This window comes from Streptomyces sp. Q2 (assembly GCF_056820935.1).
In genome coordinates this window covers 107,526-122,827 of sequence record NZ_JBXEJE010000027.1, presented here as the reverse complement: position 1 = coordinate 122,827, position 15,302 = coordinate 107,526, and the positions used below count along the sequence as shown (strand labels likewise).

13 protein-coding genes are annotated in these 15,302 nt (G+C 71.5%); 5 read left to right on the top strand and 8 right to left on the bottom strand.

Translation table 11 applies throughout. The features are described 5' to 3' along the window. Positions 1-736 precede the first annotated feature (736 nt). The 3 genes from ACWBNA_RS29065 to ACWBNA_RS29055 all read right to left on the bottom strand — a co-directional run bounded on the left by ACWBNA_RS29065 (position 737) and on the right by ACWBNA_RS29055 (position 4,066). Positions 737-2,368 (bottom strand): phospho-sugar mutase, encoded by a 1,632-nt coding sequence (locus ACWBNA_RS29065; protein WP_482707475.1) that lies wholly within the window; start codon positions 2,366-2,368, stop codon positions 737-739. 296 nt (positions 2,369-2,664) lie between these two features. Beyond that, the gene (locus ACWBNA_RS29060; protein WP_482707474.1) at positions 2,665-3,501 is read right to left on the bottom strand and encodes a purine-nucleoside phosphorylase; all 837 of its coding nucleotides are present in this window, start codon (positions 3,499-3,501) and stop codon (positions 2,665-2,667) included. A 127-nt stretch (positions 3,502-3,628) separates the two neighbouring features. Continuing rightward, on the bottom strand, positions 3,629-4,066 hold the full coding sequence (locus ACWBNA_RS29055) for a gamma-glutamylcyclotransferase family protein (RefSeq protein ID WP_482707473.1): 438 nt from the start codon (positions 4,064-4,066) through the stop codon (positions 3,629-3,631). A 64-nt stretch (positions 4,067-4,130) separates the two neighbouring features. Here ACWBNA_RS29055 and ACWBNA_RS29050 point away from each other — a divergent pair, with 64 nt between their 5' ends. Next, complete coding sequence (locus ACWBNA_RS29050) at positions 4,131-5,621, top strand: NAD(P)H-quinone dehydrogenase (RefSeq protein ID WP_482707518.1); 1,491 nt, start codon at positions 4,131-4,133, stop codon at positions 5,619-5,621. 166 nt (positions 5,622-5,787) lie between these two features. Continuing rightward, on the top strand, positions 5,788-6,750 hold the full coding sequence (locus ACWBNA_RS29045) for a DeoR/GlpR family DNA-binding transcription regulator (protein WP_482707472.1): 963 nt from the start codon (positions 5,788-5,790) through the stop codon (positions 6,748-6,750). Positions 6,751-7,661: 911 nt separating this feature from the next. Here ACWBNA_RS29045 and ACWBNA_RS29040 read toward each other — a convergent pair. Continuing rightward, positions 7,662-9,434 (bottom strand): acetyl/propionyl/methylcrotonyl-CoA carboxylase subunit alpha, encoded by a 1,773-nt coding sequence (locus tag ACWBNA_RS29040; RefSeq protein WP_482707471.1) that lies wholly within the window; start codon positions 9,432-9,434, stop codon positions 7,662-7,664. A 382-nt stretch (positions 9,435-9,816) separates the two neighbouring features. Between ACWBNA_RS29040 and ACWBNA_RS29035 the strand changes: the two genes are divergently transcribed. Continuing rightward, a complete protein-coding gene (locus ACWBNA_RS29035; RefSeq protein WP_482707470.1) occupies positions 9,817-10,305 on the top strand; it encodes a hypothetical protein in 489 nt (162 codons plus the stop codon). 13 nt (positions 10,306-10,318) lie between these two features. Here ACWBNA_RS29035 and ACWBNA_RS29030 read toward each other — a convergent pair whose 3' ends face one another. Then, the gene (locus ACWBNA_RS29030; RefSeq protein WP_482707469.1) at positions 10,319-10,939 is read right to left on the bottom strand and encodes a Maf family protein; all 621 of its coding nucleotides are present in this window, start codon (positions 10,937-10,939) and stop codon (positions 10,319-10,321) included. A 46-nt stretch (positions 10,940-10,985) separates the two neighbouring features. After that, entirely contained in the window at positions 10,986-11,114 is a 129-nt protein-coding gene (gene mmpB, locus ACWBNA_RS29025) for a morphogenic membrane protein MmpB (protein ID WP_383857808.1), read from the bottom strand. 128 nt (positions 11,115-11,242) lie between these two features. Between mmpB and ACWBNA_RS29020 the strand changes: the two genes are divergently transcribed. Then, complete coding sequence (locus ACWBNA_RS29020; protein ID WP_482707468.1) at positions 11,243-12,367, top strand: SGNH/GDSL hydrolase family protein; 1,125 nt, start codon at positions 11,243-11,245, stop codon at positions 12,365-12,367. Positions 12,368-12,413: 46 nt separating this feature from the next. On the opposite strand, the gene ACWBNA_RS29015 is transcribed toward ACWBNA_RS29020, so the two are convergent. Beyond that, positions 12,414-12,623, bottom strand: coding sequence for an acyl-CoA carboxylase epsilon subunit (locus tag ACWBNA_RS29015; protein ID WP_482707467.1), 210 nt, complete (start codon positions 12,621-12,623; stop codon positions 12,414-12,416). Positions 12,624-12,632: 9 nt separating this feature from the next. Further along, a complete protein-coding gene (locus ACWBNA_RS29010) occupies positions 12,633-14,243 on the bottom strand; it encodes an acyl-CoA carboxylase subunit beta (RefSeq protein WP_482707466.1) in 1,611 nt (536 codons plus the stop codon). Positions 14,244-14,353: 110 nt separating this feature from the next. Between ACWBNA_RS29010 and ACWBNA_RS29005 the strand changes: the two genes are divergently transcribed. Continuing rightward, a complete protein-coding gene (locus ACWBNA_RS29005) occupies positions 14,354-15,214 on the top strand; it encodes a biotin--[acetyl-CoA-carboxylase] ligase (protein WP_482707465.1) in 861 nt (286 codons plus the stop codon). Positions 15,215-15,302 lie beyond the last annotated feature (88 nt).

The following is a 15,302-nucleotide window of genomic DNA, read 5'->3' as shown; positions in this document are numbered from 1 at the left end:
CCGACGGTCACGGCGCGCCGCGCCATACCGGCACCGTGTACGCCCCGGTGTACGGCGAGCCTGTCAGGGCTGCTGTCGGGACGACCGTGGGGTAGGGGCGGATGCGCGGGACGGGTTGAGGGTCAGGGGTGAGCGGGGTGAGGCGGCCGCGGGCCGTCGCCGTCGCTCACGGTGCGCCGCGCCATACCGGCACCGTGTACGCCCCGGTGTACGGCGAGCCTGTCCGGGCAGCTGTCGGGACGACCGAGGGGTAGGGGCGGATGCGCGGGACGGGTGGAGGGTCAGGGGTGAGCGGGGTGAGGCGGCCGCGGGCCGGCGCCGACGGTCACGGCGCGCCGCGCCAGACCGGCACCGTGTACGCCCCGGTGTACGGCGAGCCTGTCCGGGCCGCTGTCGGGACGACCGCGGGGTAGGGGCGGATGCGTGGGTCCGGCGATGGCCGGGGCGGTGCTGGTGGCGATCCTGATCGCGACGGACCGGCCGGCCGGTGGCCGCGGGGGGCACGGTTGCCGCCGGGGTGGTCTCGGTGGTCGCTCGGGGTGTCGGCCGGAAGGCGGTCGAGGACACGGCGGCGGCTCCAGGCAGGCTCGGCGGGGTGCTACCGGTCCACCGTTGCCCGCGGGGTGGGGCGGGACCTGGAGCCCGCGTCAGCCTGCCTGGGGAAATCACCCGATGGGGTGCCTCCGAGTTGTCTCGGGGGCACCCCGTCCCCGGGCCTGGATCTGTCGCGTACGGATCAGATGCCGGCCGCCGTCGACAGGTCCCGCTTGATCGTCGCCAGCAGTTCCGTCGCCCTCCTGCGGGCCGCCGGGAGATCGGCGTGCGCGGCGACCGGGACGACGACCTCCAGGTAGCACTTCAGCTTCGGCTCGGTGCCGCTGGGGCGGACGATGACCCGGGCGCCGTCGAGCGTGTAGCGCAGGCCGTCGGTGGGTGGAAGCGTGTCCGTGCCTTGGCTGAGGTCCTCGGCCCTCGTGACCGGCAGGCCGGCGAGGCGGGTCGGGGGCTGTTCGCGCAGGCGCCGCATCGCGTCGGCGATGACCGACAGGTCCTCGACGCGGACCGCGAGCTGACCGGTGGCGTGCAGGCCGTGCTCGACGGCGATGTCGTCGAGGAGGTCGAGGAGGCTGCGGTTCTCCTCCTTCAGCGTCGACGCGAGTTCCGTGATCAGGAGGGCGGCCGTGATGCCGTCCTTGTCGCGTACGCCGTCCGGGTCGACGCAGTAGCCGAGGGCCTCCTCGTAACCGAAGCGCAGGCCCTCGACACGGGCGATCCACTTGAAGCCGGTGAGGGTCTCCTCGTACGGCAGGTTGGCCTTCTCGGCGATACGGCCGAGGAGGGAGGAGGACACGATCGACTCGGCGAAGGTGCCGCGGGCTCCTCGGGCCACCAGGTGGGTGGCGAGGAGGGCGCCGACCTCGTCGCCGCTGAGCATCCGCCAGTCGCCGTCGTCCTTCACGGCCACCGCGCAGCGGTCGGCGTCCGGGTCGTTGGCGATGATCAGGTCGGGGTCGGTCTCGCGGGCCTTCGCGAAGGCGAGGTCCATCGCGCCGGGCTCTTCCGGGTTGGGGAAGGCCACGGTCGGAAAGTCGGGGTGGGGGTCGGCCTGTTCGGCGACGAGGACGGGCCGAGGGAAGCCCGCGCGGGCGAAGGCGGCGAGGAGGGTTTCCTTGCCGACGCCGTGCATCGCCGTGTACACCGTGCGGGCCGTACGGGGGGAGCCGGGGGCGAGGACGGCGTCCGTGCGGGCGAGGTAGGCGTCGAGGACGGCGTCGTCGAGGGTCTCCCAGCCGGTGGTGGGGCGGAAGACGGTGGTGAGGGACGGGATGGCGTCGATCTGGGCCGCGATCTCGGCGTCCGCCGGGGGCACGATCTGGGAGCCGTCGCCGAGGTAGACCTTGTAGCCGTTGTCGCGGGGCGGGTTGTGGCTGGCGGTGACCTCCACGCCGGCGACCGCGCCTAGGTGCCTTATGGCGTACGCCAGGACGGGGGTGGGCAGGGGGCGAGGCAGGACGGCCGCGCGCAGGCCCGCTCCCAACATCACGGCGGCCGTGTCCCGGGCGAAGTCGGCCGACTTGTGGCGGGCGTCGTAGCCGATGACGACGAGTCCGCCGTCCTGGCCGTTCGCCTTGAGGTACGCGGCGAGGCCGGCGGCGGCGCGGATGACCACGGACCGGTTCATCCGCATGGGCCCGGCGCCGAGCTCGCCCCTCAGGCCCGCCGTACCGAACTGGAGGGTGCCGCTGAACCGTTCGGCGAGCTCGGTGACGTCCTTGGCGTCGATCAGTTCGGCGAGTTCCTCACGGGTCTCCGCGTCGGGGTCCTCGGCCAGCCATGCCTTGGCCTGTGCGATGACATCGGCGTGCACTTGGGTCGACCTCTCGTTTCGGTTCGTAGGTGGCCGGGGGGTTTGCGGGACGGGTTTCTCGCCCCCGCCGCCCCTACCCGTCCTGTCCCCGGGGGCTGCGCCCCGGACCCCCGGTCGGCCCTGAACGGGTCTTGTCCTCAAATGCCGGACGGGCTGATCGGGGTGTGGGTGGAGCCCTTCCCGTCCTGTCCCCGGGGGCTGCGCCCCGGACCCCCGGTCGCCCTGAACGGGTCTTGTCCTCAAATGCCGGACGGGCTGATCGGGGTGTGGGTGGGCGGAGCCCTCTGGTGCGGTCTCTACAGGCGGCCCAGTACCTGTGCCAGCAGGGAGCCCATCCGCGTCGCCGAGTCGCGGCCCGCCTGGAGGACCTCCTCGTGGTTCAGCGGCTCGCCCGTCATGCCGGCGGCGAGGTTCGTCACCAGGGAGATGCCCAGCACCTCCGCGCCCGCCTCGCGCGCCGCGATGGCCTCCAGCACGGTCGACATGCCCACCAGGTCCGCCCCGATGACGCGGGCCATGCGGATCTCCGCCGGCGTCTCGTAGTGCGGGCCGGGGAACTGGGCGTAGACGCCCTCCTCCAGCGTGGGGTCGATCTCCTTGCACAGGGCGCGCAGGCGGGGGGAGTACAGGTCGGTGAGGTCGACGAAGTTGGCGCCGATGATGGGGGAGGTGGCCGTCAGGTTGATGTGGTCGCTGATGAGGACCGGCTGGCCGGGGCGCATGCCCGCGCGCAGACCGCCGCAGCCGTTGGTGAGGACGATCGTCTTGCAGCCGGCGGCGACGGCGGTACGGACGCCGTGCGCGACGGCGGCGACTCCGCGGCCCTCGTAGTAGTGGGTGCGGCCCAGAAAGACCAGGGCCCGCTTCGCACCGATCTTGTACGAGCGGACGGTGCCGCCGTGGCCCTCCACCGCCGGCGGCGGGAAACCGGGCAGCTCGGTGACCTGCAGCTCGGCGTCGGGGGTGCCGAGGGCGTTCACGGCCGGCGCCCAGCCGGAGCCCATCACAAGGGCGACGTCGTGGGTCTCGGCGCCGGTCAGTTCGCGCAGGCGCGCGGCGGCGGCGTCGGCGGCGACCCTCGGATCATGAGGGGTGGCGCCCTGGATGTCGTCCGGAAGGAGAGATGCGTTCACGCCGATGAGGGTAGCCGGTCAGGGCCTACGCGCGTAGATGACAGAGCTCACGGGATGGGGATCGTTGTCTTGTCGTTTCCAACGAGAAAGGCGCTCCCCGGGCCGACGGGCGAGCGCCCCGGCGGCCTCAGCAGGGGTGCTTGCGGAGCTCCATCACATAGTCGTGCGGCGCGCCCGCCGACTCCGCCGCGTCCGCGACCTCGCCCAGGTAGCGGGCCGAGGGCAGGCCGCCCTCGTAGCCGTTGAGGACGTACACCCAGGCCGGTTCCTGGCCCTCCAGGGTGTGTACGCGCACGCGCATCCGGCGGTAGATGTCGAGGCCGACACCCTCCCAGCGGTCCATCGAGTCCTCGTCCATGGGCGCGAGGTCGTACAGCGCGACGAAGACCTGCGCGCCCGGCGCCTCCACGATCGTGGCGAGCGCGCCCTCCCAGCCCATGTGTTCGCCGCCGAAGGTCAGCCGCCACCCGTTCAGCCAGCCCGTCGCGCGCAGCGGCGAGTGCGGGGCGCGGCGGGTCATCAGCCGCGCGTCGAGGTTGCCGGCGTACCCGGCGTAGAGCGACATGCGTCGAGGGTACGGCAGCCGTTTCGCGGGTCTCTCCCGTCACTGACGTAACGGATGGGCCTCCCTGTCGCCCCCGGGGCGGTGGCATGGCGCGGCGTGCGGGACAATGGAGTACGTGACTCGGATCGTGATCATTGGCGGCGGACCCGGCGGATACGAGGCGGCCCTGGTGGCCGCCCAGCTCGGCGCGGAGGTGACCGTCGTCGATTGCGACGGCCTGGGCGGGGCGTCGGTGCTCACCGACTGCGTCCCGTCGAAGACTCTTATCGCCACGGCCGAGGTGATGACCACCTTCGATTCGTCCTACGAAGAGCTGGGGATCATCGTCGCCGACGACACCCCGCCCATGGAGCAGGCCGCCCGGGTGGTGGGGGTCGACCTCGGCAAGGTCAACCGGCGTGTGAAGCGGCTCGCCCTCGCGCAGTCGCACGACATCACCGCCTCCGTGACCCGCGCCGGCGCCCGGGTGCTGCGCGGGCGCGGGCGCCTCGAGGGCATGCAGGCCCTCGACGGCTCGCGGAAGGTCGTGGTGCGTGCCGTCGACGGGACCGAGGAGACCCTCGTCGCGGACGCGGTGCTCATCGCCACCGGCGGTCACCCGCGTGAGCTGGAGGACGCCCAGCCCGACGGCGAGCGCATCCTGAACTGGACCCAGGTCTACGACCTCGACGAGCTCCCCGACGAGCTCATCGTGGTCGGTTCCGGTGTCACCGGTGCCGAGTTCGCCGGGGCCTACCAGGCGCTCGGCTCCAAGGTCACCCTCGTCTCCTCCCGCGACCGGGTCCTGCCCGGCGAGGACTCCGACGCCGCCGGCGTTCTGGAAGAGGTCTTCAGGCGCCGTGGAATGAACGTTTTGGCCCGCTCCCGCGCCCAGTCCGCCAAGCGGGTCGGCGACCGCGTGGAGGTCACCCTCGCCGACGGCCGGGTCATCACCGGCTCGCACTGCCTCATGGCCGTCGGCGCCATCCCGAACTCCGCTGGCATGGGACTGGAGGAGGCCGGGGTCAAGCTCCGCGACTCCGGGCACATCTGGACCGACAAGGTCTCCCGGACCACCGCCCCCGGCGTGTACGCCGCCGGTGACGTGACCGGTGTCTTCGCCCTCGCCTCCGTCGCGGCGATGCAGGGACGTATCGCCATGTACCACTTCCTCGGCGACGCCGTGGCCCCGCTGAACCTGAAGACGGTCTCCTCGAACGTGTTCACCGACCCGGAGATCGCCACCGTCGGCTACAGCCAGTCCGACGTCGACTCCGGCAAGATCGACGCCCGTGCCGTGAAGCTGCCGCTGCTGCGCAATCCGCGCGCGAAGATGCAGGGCATCCGGGACGGCTTCGTCAAGATCTTCTGCCGCCCGGGCACCGGCATCGTCGTCGGTGGCGTGGTGGTCGCGCCCCGCGCCTCGGAACTGATCCACCCGATTTCGATCGCCGTCGACAACAATCTGACGGTCGAACAGATCGCGAACGCGTTCACCGTCTACCCCTCCCTTTCAGGGTCGATCGCCGAGGTCGCGCGGCAGTTGCACACGCGTAAGGCGGGCGACGAAGGCTGACGGCCGAAAGCGATTCCTCGCCGGTCACAGGGAGTTGCCGCGCATGCGGGCGGCATGTGCGCCGGAATTAGGCCCTATACCACCTGCCGTCCCCGTGTGCGAACAACTTCTGTAATTCGGCGCAAACTGCTGAAACCAGGCGGTCGTTGGGGTTACTGTCAGTTTCGTGTTCGCTGCAGAACGTCGCCAATTGATCCTCGAAATGGTGCGAGCGAACGGGGCCGTGTCGCTCCGTGAGCTCGCCCGCGTCGTCCAGACCTCCGAAGTGACCGTACGGCGGGACGTGCGCGCACTGGAGGCAGAAGGACTCCTCGACCGCCGACATGGCGGTGCGGTATTGCCGGGCGGGTTCACGCGAGAATCCGGCTTTCCGCAGAAATCCCATCTCGCGACCGCCGAGAAGACGGCCATCGCCGATCTCGCCGCGAGCTTCGTCGAAGAAGGCGAAGCCATCGTGGTCGGGGCGGGAACCACCACACAGGAGCTGGCCCGCCGGCTCGCCCGCGTGCCCGGGCTGACCGTCGTCACCAACTCCCTGTTGGTGGCCCAGGCGTTGGCCCACGCCAACCGCGTGGAGGTCGTGATGACCGGCGGGACGCTCCGCGGTTCGAACTACGCCCTCGTCGGCAGCGGTGCCGAACAGTCCCTCCAGGGGCTCAGGGTGTCGCGGGCCTTCCTCTCCGGGAGCGGACTGACCGCCGAGCGCGGGCTGTCCACGTCCAACATGCTCTCCGCGTCCGTCGACCGGGCGCTGGTGCAGGCCGCCGCCGAGGTCGTGGTCCTCGCCGACCACACCAAGCTCGGCACCGACACCATGTTCCAGACCGTGCCGACGGACCTCATCACCCGCCTCGTGACGGACGAACCGCCAGGCCACGACGACCGGGCGGCCACCGAACTCCAGGCCCTCGCCGACCAAGGGGTGCAGATCGCCATCACCGGGGCGTCGGAGCACCCGGGGGGTGATCAGGTCCCGGCGCGCCGCCAACAGCGCCGGGACGTGCCCCTGCCGGGCCCGCGCCGCGGCCAGGTCCCGGCCGGCAGCCAAGGACTGCGCTCCGCCACGGCCCTGGGCGAACAGACCCCGGGCACCGAACGGGCGAGGGTCGCGGACCTCCGCCGCCGCTGACAGGCGGGGGTCCGAGGAGACCCGCGACGGGCTGACGGGTTCCGGTTTCCCACCGACGGGGGACCGCCCGGCACAAGGTGGCCCCGTACCGTCGCCTCAACGACGGTCGGCACAGTGCCCACGGACATCACCGGTGCGGACGCACGGGCGGGTGCCGGGACCGACCCGTAACCGGGAGAACGCCACCCGCACGCAGGAGTCGCGAGGGCGGGCGCCGACCGCGGCCACGACCCTGGTGCCCGTCGACGCGGGGCAGCGCAGCAGCTTCTCGAGGCCCTCCTGTACGCGACCGGGTCGCGGGGTCGGGGTGCTCAGCGAAGCGGCCGGGTGTCCCTTCTGAACGCGACCGAGTCGCGGGCTTGGGGTGCTCAGTGAGTCGCCGGGTGTCGCGGCCGGCTACGCGCTCGACCGCGGCGGCAGCGACCTCCCCGAGCCGGAACGCGACCTGGAGAGCTTCGCCCAGCCGTGGCTCGCGGCCATCGCGAGCCGGCCGGCCGAGCGGCAACGCCTGCTCGCACGCTCTGCTGCCGCCTGCCGCCTGCCGCCTGCCGCCCGTCACTTCGCACGCGGCCGGGGTTGCGGGACGGGACGCGCCTGGGGGTGTCACGCACACGCCTACGACCTCATGGTCAAAGGCGTGCCGGCCCCCTGCTTCGTCGCCGCCCACACCATCGCGCGATCCTGCTCGGCGTCGCCCTGCGGAGGGGCCGGTCGGTCCCCGCCTGCGCGGCCTGCTCCCCGTGACCATCGCGTGTCCGTGACTGTCCCGTCTCCGTGACGATGGCCGTCGCCGTCGGCGCAGCGATTGCGGTCCCACGGGGGGACGGGAAAGACGAGGCGCCCGGCGGAATGTTCGTTCCAGTCCGCCGGGCGCCTCGGGTGTCGTACGGGGTGTCGTACGGGGAAGGCCGTCAGTCCTTGATCTCGCAGATCGCCGCGCCGGACGTGATGGACGCGCCGACGTCGGCGGACAGGCCCTTGATGGTGCCGGCCTTGTGCGCGTTCAGCGGCTGTTCCATCTTCATCGCTTCGAGGACGACGATCAGGTCGCCCTCCTGGACCACCTGGCCCTCCTCGACCGCGATCTTGACGATCGTGCCCTGCATCGGAGAGGCGAGGGTGTCGCCGGAGGCGGCCGGCCCGGACTTCTTGGCCGCGCGGCGCTTGGGCTTGGCGCCCGCCGCGAGGCCGGTGCGGGCCAGGGACATGCCGAGCGAGACCGGGAGGGAGACCTCCAGGCGCTTGCCGCCGACCTCGACGACGACCGTCTCGCGGCCCGCCTCCTCGTCGGCCTCGGTGTCCGCGGGGGCGGCGAAGGGCTTGATCTCGTTGACGAACTCGGTCTCGATCCAGCGGGTGTGGACCGTGAACGGGTCGGCCGAGCCGGTGAGCTCGGGGGCGAACGCGGGGTCCTTGACCACCGCGCGGTGGAACGGGATGGCGGTGGCCATGCCCTCGACCTGGAACTCGTCCAGGGCGCGCGCTGCCCGCTGCAGGGCCTGCTCGCGGGTGGCGCCGGTGACGATCAGCTTGGCCAGCAGGGAGTCCCAGGCCGGGCCGATGACCGAGCCGGACTCGACGCCGGCGTCCAGGCGGACGCCCGGGCCGGACGGCGTGGTGAAGGTGGTGACGGTGCCGGGGGCCGGGAGGAAGCCCCGGCCGGGGTCCTCGCCGTTGATGCGGAACTCGAAGGAGTGGCCGCGCAGCTCGGGGTCGCCGTAGCCGAGTTCCTCGCCGTCGGCGATGCGGAACATCTCGCGTACGAGGTCGATGCCGGCGACCTCCTCGGTGACCGGGTGCTCCACCTGGAGTCGGGTGTTGACCTCCAGGAAGGAGATCGTGCCGTCGACACCGACCAGGAACTCCACCGTGCCGGCGCCGACGTAGCCGGCCTCCTTGAGGATGGCCTTGGAGGAGGAGTACAGCTCGGCGACCTGTGCCTCGGAGAGGAAGGGTGCCGGAGCCTCCTCGACCAGTTTCTGGTGGCGGCGCTGGAGGGAGCAGTCACGCGTGGAGACGACGACCACGTTGCCGTGCTGGTCGGCCAGGCACTGGGTCTCGACGTGCCGGGGCTTGTCGAGGTAGCGCTCGACGAAGCACTCGCCCCGGCCGAACGCGGCGACCGCCTCGCGGACCGCCGAGTCGTACAGCTCCGGGACCTCTTCGAGGGTGCGGGCGACCTTCAGACCGCGACCGCCACCACCGAAGGCGGCCTTGATCGCGATGGGCAGGCCGTGCTCCCGGGCGAAGGCGACGACCTCCTCGGCACCGCTCACCGGGTCCGGCGTGCCGGCGACCAGCGGGGCGCCGGCGCGCTGGGCGATGTGCCGGGCGGCCACCTTGTCGCCGAGGTCGCGGATGGCCTGCGGCGGCGGGCCGATCCAGATCAGCCCCGCGTCCAGGACCGCCTGGGCGAACTCGGCGTTCTCCGACAGGAAGCCGTAGCCGGGATGGATGGCGTCGGCGCCGGACTCGCGCGCGGCGTTCAACACCTTCTCGATGTCGAGGTAGCTGGTCGCGGGAGTGTCACCGCCCAGAGCGAACGCCTCATCCGCGGCGCGGACATGCAGAGCGTCCCGGTCCGGGTCGGCGTAGACGGCCACGCTCGCGATACCGGCATCCCGGCAGGCCCGGGCCACGCGGACAGCGATTTCGCCACGGTTGGCGATGAGCACCTTGCGCACGATTGAGGCTCCCTCCTTGAAACAAGCCGAGTTTAGGGACTGCCGACACGACACTTCGACCCGTCCCCACTGGTGAGCTTGCCCACACGGAGCGTGATGCGAGGCCAGCTCGACCGCGAAATCCCTTGTCGCACCTGGGTACGCAGGGCTTCTGTCGAAACCCTAGCCCTCCTTTGTGGTCAAGGTCTCTATGAGAGCGTGCTGCGGGCCACAGGGTTTCTTTGTGGAGTCCCTACGAATGGCCCAATGATTCTTTGCCCGTGGCGGAACTCTTGTCCGCGGGTGTACCCGTGAGTAGCGTTCAGGATGTCCCGGACGTACTTGGGGTAACAGCAGCCTTGCTCGAGTGGTACTCGAAAAGCTCGGAAGTGGGTGGGGACCGGTGGTGCGCAGACCGGTGGCGTGGATCGTGGCGGTCGTGCTCTTCGTCGAGGCGCTCGGGGTCGTCGCGCTGAACTGGCTCCTGGGGACCGTCGTCGACAACCAGCAGATGTCCCTGGCCGGCCTCGATCCGGACGTGATGTCCACGTCGTCGAAGGTCAGCGGCTTCCTCTTCGGTCTCTACTTCGTGATGTGCGGCCTGGTCGCGCTGCTGGTCGGCCTGCGCGACCGCCCGCCGGCCGGCCTCGGGCGTGTCCTGCTCATCAGCGCGGCCGTGGTGCACGGGTTGCTGGGCGCGTTCGCGTGGGGGCTGATGGGCTGGCACGCGTTCCTCTTCATGATGCTGGTGCTCGCGCTCATCGTGCTGCTGCTGATGACGTACGACGTTCAGGGCCGGACCGAGCCCGAGCCCGCCGACGCGACGCCGGACGGCCCCAAGGGCGGCGACGGTTCGCCGCTCAGCCCTCCGCCCACGCCCAGCACCCCGTAACCGGCTCTCCCGGTCACTTCTCCCCGGGCGTCCACAACTCGGTGATGCCGACGCCCAGTTCGGCCAGCAGTCGTCGCAGGAGCGGCAGGCTGATGCCGATCACGTTGCCGTGGTCGCCGTCGATGCCGTCGATGAACGGGGCCGAGCGGCCGTCGAGGGTGAAGGCCCCGGCGACGTAGAGGGGCTCGCCCGAGGCGACGTAGGAGGCGATCTCCTCGTCGGTCGGGTCGCCGAAGTGGACGACGGTGGAGGCGACGCCGGAGGTGTAGCGCCCGGTGGCGGTGTCGTGGACGCAGTGGCCTGTCTGGAGCGTGCCGGCCCGGCCGCGCATCGCCTTCCAGCGGGCGGTGGCCTCCTCGGCGTCGGCCGGCTTGCCGAGCGCCTCGCCGTCCAGGTCGAGCACCGAGTCGCAGCCGATCACCAGGGCGCCCTTGACCTCGGGCTTCGCCGCCACCACGGACGCCTTGGCCTCGGCGAGGGCGAGCGCCAGTTCGGCGGGGGTCGGCGCGGTGACGGCGTCCTCGTCGACGCCGCTCACGATCACCTCGGGGTCGAGTCCGGCCTGGCGCAACAGGCCGAGCCGGGCGGGGGACTGGGAGGCGAGGACGAGTCGGCGGCGCGGCTGATCAGTCATGCGGCCAGGGTATCGGCGGCCGGCCCAGGGGCTCCAGGAGCGCCTCTCACCTCACCCCGAGCACGATCATCGCCAGCACCATGGCCAGCGCGATGAGAACACCCAGCCGCCGAAGCATGTCCTGCGTGTCGCGCAGTTCCTTCGGCGGCTCGTTGTCGGGGTCGGACCACAGCATGGTTTCCAGCGTGCGGGGGCTTCGTGGAGGGCGCCTGAGTACGCGTACTCAACTTCCGTCCCCCTCGACAAAGGGGTCTACTGTTCCGTTAATCTAAAGGAACTTCAGTCCCGTTTGGAGAGGGTGCCATGTTCACCGCTGCCTGGACCGCGTCACCCCAGCTGCCCGCCGAGGGCTTCACCCCCAACTGGTCCCGGGAGGGCTTCTGGCGTCAGTCCGTCCGTCAGGTCGTCCGGCTCACCGCGGGCGGCGGCCGGCTCCGGATCCGGCTCTCGAACGCGTACGGCACGTCGGCGCTGCGGGTGGCCGGCGCCACGGTCGGCCGTACGGTCGCCGAGGCCGCGGTCGACTCCCCGACGCGGCTCACCTTCCACGGGGCGTACGACGTGTCGCTTCCGGCGCGCGGACACGCCGTCAGTGACGCCGCCGAACTCGCCGTGGCGACCGGGGAGTCGGTGGCGGTCACCCTGTACTTCGACACCACGACCGGGCCCGCGACCTTCCATGCCCAGGCCTTCACGACCAGCTACCGGGGCGAGGGGGACCTGCTCGCGGACGCGGGCGGCGACGGGTTCGACGCGACGAGCGAGTCCTGGTACTTCCTGTCCGCCGTCGAGGTCGACGCGGGCCGCACCGACGGCATCGCACTCTTCGGCGACTCGGTCACCGACGGCTTCGGATCGACGCCCGGCGCCGACCGCCGCTGGTCGGACGCCCTGGCCGGGCTCACGGGCCGACCGGTCCTGAACGCCGGGATCGGCGGGAACCTGCTGCTCAACGACTCCGCGTGGTACGGGGAGAAGGGCGTCCACCGGCTGCGGCGCGATGCGCTGGAGCTCGCGGGGGTGGACACGCTGGCCGTGCTGATCGGGCTGAACGACATCGGGTTCAGCGAGACCGACCAGCAGCCGACGTACCGGCCGGCGCCGGTGGTGGAGGCGGCGGAACTCGTCGCCGGGCACCGGGAGCTGATACGGCAGGGGAAGGAGCGGGGGCTCCGGATGATCGGCTGCACCCTGCTGCCGTTCGCGGGCTCGGACCATTGGGGCGAGCACGCGGCCAAGGTGAGCCACGAGGTCGACGAGTGGATCCGGTGCGCGGGGGAGTACGACGCGGTGGTGGATCTGCGGCGCGCCCTGGCCGATCCGGCGGATCCGGACCGGCTGCGGCCGGTGTACGACTTCGGCGATCACCTGCACCCCGATGACGCGGGGTACGCGGTGATGGCCGAAGCCGTCGCGCGTTGTCTGTAGCCGAGGGTGCGTGGGGGCACCGTTCGCGCCCCTCGGCACGTTTCCTTTATCCCGGCCAGTAGGTGCGGCTCCAGGCGGTCGGGCTCGGCTCCGGAAGCCGGTGCGCCGCGATGCGGGACGGGTCCGACCATGCGTCCCGTGGGGTGGGCGCGCCGGGCGGGGCTTCCGCCGCCGCCGCGGCGCGGGCGCGGACCACCGCCAGAGCGGCGGCCAGCTCCTCGGGGGTGGGGTTGCCCCGTACGACCTTGATCGTCATGAGCGGCTCCTAGAGGGGGATGTTGCCGTGCTTCTTCGGGGGCAGGGACTCCCGCTTGGTGCGCAGTTGACGCAGGCCGCGCACGACGTGCCGGCGGGTGTCGGACGGCATGATCACGGAGTCGATGTAGCCGCGCTCGGCCGCGATGTAGGGGTTGAGGAGGGCGTCCTCGTACTCCTGGATGAGCCGGACCCGGGTCGCCTCCAGGTCTCCGGCGGCCTCCGCCTCGGCGATGGTGCGGCGGTGCAGGATGTTGACCGCGCCCTGGGCGCCCATCACGGCGATCTGGGCGGTCGGCCAGGCCAGGTTGAGGTCCGCGCCGAGGTGCTTGGAGCCCATGACGTCGTAGGCGCCGCCGAAGGCCTTCCGCGTGATCACCGTGATCAGCGGGACCGTGGCCTCCGCGTACGCGTAGATCAGCTTGGCGCCGCGGCGGATGATGCCGTCGTGCTCCTGGTCGACGCCGGGCAGGAAGCCGGGGACGTCCACGAAGGTGATCACCGGGACGTTGAAGGCGTCGCAGGTGCGCACGAAGCGGGCGGCCTTCTCGCTGGCCTTGATGTCGAGGCAGCCGGCGTACTGCATGGGCTGGTTGGCGACGATGCCGACGGGGCTGCCCTCGACCCGGCCGAAGCCGGTGAGGATGTTCGGTGCGAACAGCGGCTGCGTCTCGAAGAACTCGGCGTCGTCCAGGATGTGCTCGATCACCGTGTGCATGTCGTACGGCTGGTTCGCACTGTCCGGCACGATCGTGTCCAGCTCGCGGTCCTCGTCGGTGACGGCGAGGTCCGCCTCCTCCGGGAAGGCCGGGGCCTCGCTGAGGTTGTTGGACGGCAGGTACGACAGCAGTTGCTTGACGTACTCGATGGCGTCCTTCTCGTCGCCGGCCATGTGATGCGCGACACCCGAGGCGGAGTTGTGGGTGCGGGCGCCGCCCAGCTCCTCCATGCCGACGTCCTCGCCGGTGACCGTCTTGATGACGTCCGGGCCGGTGATGAACATGTGCGAGGTCTGGTCGACCATGACGGTGAAGTCGGTGATCGCGGGCGAGTAGACCGCGCCGCCCGCACACGGACCCACGACCAGGCTGATCTGCGGGATCACACCGGACGCGTGGGTGTTGCGGCGGAAGATCTCGCCGTACGCGCCGAGGGAGGCGACGCCCTCCTGGATGCGGGCACCGCCGGAGTCGTTGATGCCGATGACCGGGCAGCCGGTCTTCAGCGCGAAGTCCATCACCTTGACGATCTTCTGGCCGTAGACCTCGCCGAGCGCGCCGCCGAAGACGGTGAAGTCCTGTGAGAACACGGCGACGGGGCGGCCCTCGACGGTTCCGTAACCGGTGACCACGCCGTCGCCGTAGGGGCGGTTCTTGTCCAGGCCGAAGTTGGTGGAGCGGTGCCGGGCGAACTCGTCGAGCTCCACGAAGGAGTCCTCGTCGAGCAGGAGCTCGATCCGCTCACGGGCCGTCAACTTGCCCTTGGCGTGCTGCTTTTCCACGGCGCGTGCGGAGCCGGCGTGCGTCGCTTCCTCGATGCGTCGCTGGAGGTCCGCGAGCTTGCCCGCGGTGGTGTGAATGTCGATCCCTGGGATCTCGTGACGCTCTTCCGGCTCGGACATCGGGATACGGCTCCCTGCCTGCTCAAAAGGGGGGACGGTTACTCATCCGTACAGTAGTGGCGTGCCCAGGAATCAGCAGTGCGGTGTTTACCACACCTAGGGTGGCTTGCATGACGCCGCGAGATGCCTCAGACGACAGCCGTTGGTCCGACCTGGAGCGCCCGCCGCTCAACGGTGCCGCCCTGCGCAGGGCACTGGTGCGCGACGACGGCCTGTGGTCCGGCATCGAGATCGTGCAGCTCACCGGATCCACCAACCACGACCTGGTGGCGCTGGCCGACGCGGGCAAGGCGGCCGAGGGCGCGGTGCTCGTGGCCGAGGAGCAGAGCGCCGGGCGGGGCCGCCTCGACCGGCAGTGGACCGCACCGGCCCGTTCGGGCCTCTTCTTCTCCGTCCTGCTGAAGCCGGCCGAGGTCCCGGTGGCCCGCTGGGGCTGGCTCCCGCTGCTCACCGGCGTCGCGGTGGCGACGGGGCTGTCACGGGTGGCGGGCGTCGACACGGCACTCAAGTGGCCGAACGACCTTCTGGTGACCGTGGCGGGCGAGGAACGCAAGGCCGGCGGCATCCTCGCCGAGCGGGCCGGCGACGACGGGGTGGTCGTCGGGGTCGGCATCAACGTCACCCTCCGCGCGGACGAACTGCCGGTGCCGCAGGCCGGGTCGCTGGCGCTGGCCGGGGCGGTGAGCACGGACCGGGATCCGATCCTGCGGGGCGTGCTGCGGTCCCTGGAGGACTGGTACGGGCGCTGGCGGGCGGCCGGGGGCGACCCGACGACGAGCCGGCTGCAGGAGGCGTACGTGGCGGGGTGCGCCACGCTCGGGCGGACGGTGCGGGCGGAGCTGCCGGGGGACCGGTCGGTGGTCGGGGAGGCGGTGGCGGTGGACGGGGACGGTCGGCTGGTGATCGCCACCGAAGAGGGCGTAGAGGAGCCCGTGGGAGCGGGAGACATCGTGCACCTGCGACCCGCGTGAGCGATGCGGCCACGGGGCGGGGCCGTGTCGAGGTGCGGCTTTGCCGCGTGGGCGAGGCCGGCCGCACACGACCCGCGGCACCCCCGAC

What these genes read in the sequence shown, in the direction of transcription:
- ACWBNA_RS29005 (WP_482707465.1), top strand. Translation starts at nt 14,354, where the DNA reads ATGACGCCGCGAGATGCCTCAGACGACAGCCGTTGGTCCGACCTGGAG.
- ACWBNA_RS29010 (WP_482707466.1), bottom strand. Translation starts at nt 14,243, where the DNA reads ATGTCCGAGCCGGAAGAGCGTCACGAGATCCCAGGGATCGACATTCAC.
- ACWBNA_RS29020 (WP_482707468.1), top strand. Translation starts at nt 11,243, where the DNA reads ATGTTCACCGCTGCCTGGACCGCGTCACCCCAGCTGCCCGCCGAGGGC.
- ACWBNA_RS29015 (WP_482707467.1), bottom strand. Translation starts at nt 12,623, where the DNA reads ATGACGATCAAGGTCGTACGGGGCAACCCCACCCCCGAGGAGCTGGCC.
- ACWBNA_RS29055 (WP_482707473.1), bottom strand. Translation starts at nt 4,066, where the DNA reads ATGTCGCTCTACGCCGGGTACGCCGGCAACCTCGACGCGCGGCTGATG.
- mmpB (WP_383857808.1), bottom strand. Translation starts at nt 11,114, where the DNA reads ATGCTGTGGTCCGACCCCGACAACGAGCCGCCGAAGGAACTGCGCGAC.
- ACWBNA_RS29030 (WP_482707469.1), bottom strand. Translation starts at nt 10,939, where the DNA reads ATGACTGATCAGCCGCGCCGCCGACTCGTCCTCGCCTCCCAGTCCCCC.